Raw genomic sequence first — 3,730 nt, 5'->3', positions numbered from 1 at the left:
TCCCTGGCCAACGCGCTGGCCACCGGTTGGCCGGCGGCGACCGGGCCGGTGCGCCGGGCCGACGTCGGCACGGTCCTCGCCCATCGGCGGGCGCTGGCCGACGCCGACCCAGGCCTGGCCGAGGTCTACCGGGCGTTGGCGATCTTCACGACCGACGAGCTGGCACGCGCGGACCTGCTCGGCGAGGCGCCGGCCGCGCGGCTGCGCGCCGCCCTTGCCCCGGAAACGGGCCCCCACCTGGGCCGTTGACGCCGCGGTGAGGCGGCGCGACCGGCCCGGAGGTATCACCCACACCCGTTGCGGGAACGTTGCTCCGGCATCCCCGCGTTGACACGGGTGCACCGGCACAACAGGACGGACACCCGATCGCCATGCCACACCGTCACCTCAATGGTCTGAAGACCGCACTGCTGCTCGGCGTGTTGTCTGCCGCCATCCTCCTGGTCGGCTCGCTTTTCGGTCGCGGCGGTCTGCTCGTCGCGCTGGTGATCGCGCTGGCGATGAACGGCTTCTCGTTCTTTTTCTCGGACCGCATCGCGCTTCGGGCGATGCGGGCGTATCCGGTGACGCAGGTCGAGCAGCCCCGGCTGTACGCCATCGTCGCCGATCTCGCCCGAAGCGCCCGAATGCCGATGCCACGGCTCTACCTGAGCCCGACCGGTTCGCCCAACGCGTTCGCCACCGGCCGCAACCCGCGCAATGCCGCGGTCTGCTGCACCGAGGGCATCATGGACCTGATGGACGACCGTGAGCTGCGCGGAGTCCTCGGCCACGAACTCAGCCACGTCTACAATCGTGACATTCTTATTGCCTCGGTGGCGGGTGCCCTGGCCAGCGTCATCGTGTATCTGGCGAACATGGCCCAGTTCCTGGCCATCTTCGGCGGTGGGCGGGACGACGAGGGCGGCCCGGGGATCTTCGAGCTGCTCCTGCTGATGATCCTCGGCCCGGTCGCGGCCTCCATCATCCAGCTCGCCATCAGCCGGGCGCGGGAGTACCAGGCGGACGAGTCGGGTGCGACCCTCACCGGCGATCCGCTCGGGCTGGCCAGCGCGCTGCGCAAACTCGAGTCCGGGACGGCGGCCCGGCCGCTGGCGCAGACCTCGAGGATGGGTCCCGTCGCGGCGCTGATGATTGCCAACCCGTTCCGGGGCGGCGGCGTCGGCAAGCTGTTCTCGACCCATCCCCCCATGAGCGAGCGAATCGCGCGTCTGGAGCAGATGGCCCGCATGAATCCGTATCGATGAGTGCGTGGGTTGGTCGTGCTGTTGCCTGTTGTGGTGTCTCGTGATTAATGTGGAGCCTTCGGAGGTAGCATTTTGATGTCGGCCGTGCGCGTGGGACGCCGGTCTGGAGAAGAGGCGCCGGCCTGGCAGGCATCGTCCCGCGGCCATGACCGCGGCGGAGCGAACCCCCCAGGTTCCGCCGCATGCACCCCGCCCGAAACCCCCCATCGGGCGGGGTGCGCCGTTTTCGACGTCAGCGGTAGTTGACGAACTGAAGCGGGACCTCGAAGTCCTCCGCCTTCAGCATCGCGATGACCCGCTGCAGGTCATCCCGCTTCTTGCCGGTGACCCGGAGCTGGTCCCCCTGTATCTGGGCCTGCACGCCCTTTGGCCCGTCCGCCCGGATCTTCTTGGCGATAGCCTTCGCCTTCTCGTCCGCGATGCCCTGCTGCACGGTGACCGGCAGCCGGAACTCCTTGCCCGACTGCTTGGGCTCCTCGAACGACAGGGCCTTGAGGGAAATCCCGCGCTTGACGAACTTTTCCTGCAGGACGTCGAGCACCGCCTTGACCCGCTCGTCCGTGTTCGCTACGAGCAGAATCGACTCTCCGGTGAGCTTTGCGGAGGCGCCGGTGTCCCGGAAGTCGAAGCGGTTCCCGATCTCCTTGGCCGTCTGGTTGACGGCGTTGTCGATCTCCTGTTCGTCGACTTTGCTGACGATGTCAAAGGACGGGTCTGCCACGGGTGCGGACCTCCTGTTCGGTGTCGATGGCGGGACAAGTGTGGCGAGCCGGCCACTCACCGTGGCTGTTCTGGTCGCATCGGTGACCGCGGACCGACGTCTCACTGTCGCGACCGGACGGCAGCGGCGGGGGCGGGCGATACCGCCTTCCCGATGGTCCTCCAGGACCGGTATGCTCGTCGACGACGGCAGGTTGCCCGAGTGGCCAAAGGGAGCGGTCTGTAAAACCGCCGGCTCAGCCTACGATGGTTCGAACCCATCACCTGCCACCGCCCCGGTCCCAGCCCGGATCAATGCTGGGCGACTCAGGCCTCGGAGCGCACTCCGAGGCCTGAGTCACGTTCGTGGGCGGTGCAGGGATTTCAGGGCCGACCTCAACCCTCACCGGTCGGATCCGCGCCAAGGTGCGCCTGCGCCAAGCCCCCGCTGTGCACTCGTCGCAGCCGCTACCGTTCGGCGGCGGCTTCCAGGTCCGCGCGGGTCAGCAGCGGGCGCAGTCTCAGGCCGAGTTCGGCGAGGCGTTCGCGGCCGCCCTCCTCGCGGTCGATGACGCACAGCACGTCCTCGACGGTGGCGCCCTCGGCGCGCAGGACGTGGGTCGCGTCCAGCACCGCGCCGCCCGAGGTCACGACGTCCTCGACCAGGACGATCCGACGACCGGCGATGTCGCCGCCCTCCGCGATCCGCCGGGTGCCGTACTCCTTGGCCTTTTTGCGCACGAACCGGGTGGGCAGGCCGGTGCGCGCGGAGAGCAGGGTCGCCAGTGGCACGCCGCCGAGCTCGAGACCGGCGAGAACCTCGGTGCCGGCCGGGACGAGGTCGGTCAGGCCGGCCACGATCGTGGCGAGCAGTGCCGGATCCGCCTCGAAGAGGTACTTGTCGAAGTACTCCGTGCTAGTCCGGCCCGACCGGAGAAGGAAGGTGCCGGTCAGGTGGGAGGCTGCCCGCACGTCGGCGGCCAGCGTCGCGATGTCGCTCACGTGAGTGGACTCTAGAACAGCCGCGCGGCACCGCGGGGCGGACCGGCGGGGACCGGAGCGGCGCCCGCCGGCTGGTGGGGCGGAGCTAACGTCCAGGTATGCCGCCTGACGCCGATCGTCGACCGCCGGCCGCAATGGCGCGGGCCGCGTGGCCCACGGCCGACCTGTTCGTCTACGGCACGCTGATGTTTCCCGCGGTGGTGTCAACGCTGATCGGCCGCGTCCCGGCGATGGAGCCGGCGCACGCGCGGGGCTGGCGTCCCGCCCCCCTGCGCGACCGGGTGTACCCGGGCCTGGTCCGCGGCGAGGGAGGCGATCCGGCGGCGGCCGGGCGGGTGCTCCGCGGGTTGACGGCGCAGGAGAGGACGGTCTTCGACGCCTTCGAGGGGGCGGCGTACGAAGCGGGCCCGCTCGCCCTCGGGGACGGGCGGGCGGCGGTGGCCTATCTGTGGCTGGATCCCGCCGAGGTGCTCGCCGGGACCTGGGACGTCGGGCGGTTCGCCGAGCGTGACCTCGACTCGTACGTCCGCCGGTGCGCGGCGTGGCGGGCCCGGCTCGCCTATCCGGCGTCCTGATCCGGTGTCGTGAGCCGAGACCCGCCACGGGTCGTCGCACTTCATCGGTCGCGCATCGTCAGCTGTTCCGGGCCGCCCCTCGACGTGACGGGCGGCGGCCCGGATCCCCGGTGGAGACGTCAGCCGGCAGCGGGGGGCCTGTCATCGCGGCCGTACCCGCCCGCGCCGGCGGCGCCGCCGCGTTCCGGCGGCTGTTCGCCGTAGCCC

At 70.6% G+C, this 3,730-nt stretch carries 5 protein-coding genes and 1 tRNA gene; 4 read left to right on the top strand and 2 right to left on the bottom strand.

Translation table 11 applies throughout. The annotated features are described in order from the left end of the window. Window positions 1-249 (top strand): DUF2520 domain-containing protein (locus MXD58_RS22690; protein ID WP_250609882.1); only part of this gene is annotated, 249 nt, incomplete at its 5' end. Between the two features lie 122 nt (window positions 250-371). Next, window positions 372-1,247, top strand: coding sequence for a zinc metalloprotease HtpX (gene htpX, locus MXD58_RS22685; protein WP_248838679.1), 876 nt, complete (start codon window positions 372-374; stop codon window positions 1,245-1,247). 232 nt (window positions 1,248-1,479) lie between these two features. Here htpX and MXD58_RS22680 read toward each other — a convergent pair whose 3' ends face one another. Further along, window positions 1,480-1,968: a YajQ family cyclic di-GMP-binding protein gene (locus MXD58_RS22680; protein ID WP_248838680.1), complete on the bottom strand. Its 489-nt coding sequence runs from the start codon at window positions 1,966-1,968 to the stop codon at window positions 1,480-1,482. A 187-nt stretch (window positions 1,969-2,155) separates the two neighbouring features. On the opposite strand from MXD58_RS22680, the gene MXD58_RS22675 reads away from it, so the two are divergent. Then, a tRNA-Tyr gene (locus MXD58_RS22675) sits at window positions 2,156-2,237 on the top strand. A gap of 177 nt (window positions 2,238-2,414) precedes the next feature. On the opposite strand, the gene pyrE is transcribed toward MXD58_RS22675, so the two are convergent. Continuing rightward, window positions 2,415-2,948 (bottom strand): orotate phosphoribosyltransferase, encoded by a 534-nt coding sequence (pyrE, locus tag MXD58_RS22670; protein WP_248838681.1) that lies wholly within the window; start codon window positions 2,946-2,948, stop codon window positions 2,415-2,417. Between the two features lie 98 nt (window positions 2,949-3,046). On the opposite strand from pyrE, the gene MXD58_RS22665 reads away from it, so the two are divergent. Next, the gene (locus MXD58_RS22665) at window positions 3,047-3,523 is read left to right on the top strand and encodes a gamma-glutamylcyclotransferase family protein (protein ID WP_248838682.1); all 477 of its coding nucleotides are present in this window, start codon (window positions 3,047-3,049) and stop codon (window positions 3,521-3,523) included. Window positions 3,524-3,730: the final 207 nt, after the last annotated feature.

The organism is Frankia sp. AgKG'84/4, assembly GCF_023242965.2.
Lineage (GTDB): Bacteria > Actinomycetota > Actinomycetes > Frankiales > Frankiaceae > Frankia.
The sequence above is the reverse complement of the archived record's forward strand: the minus strand, read 5'-3'. Positions and strand labels throughout refer to the sequence as shown.

Bases quoted from the DNA above. Each gene is read 5' to 3' on its own strand.
- htpX (WP_248838679.1), top strand. From the start codon at position 372: ATGCCACACCGTCACCTCAATGGTCTGAAGACCGCACTGCTGCTCGGC.
- MXD58_RS22665 (WP_248838682.1), top strand. From the start codon at position 3,047: ATGCCGCCTGACGCCGATCGTCGACCGCCGGCCGCAATGGCGCGGGCC.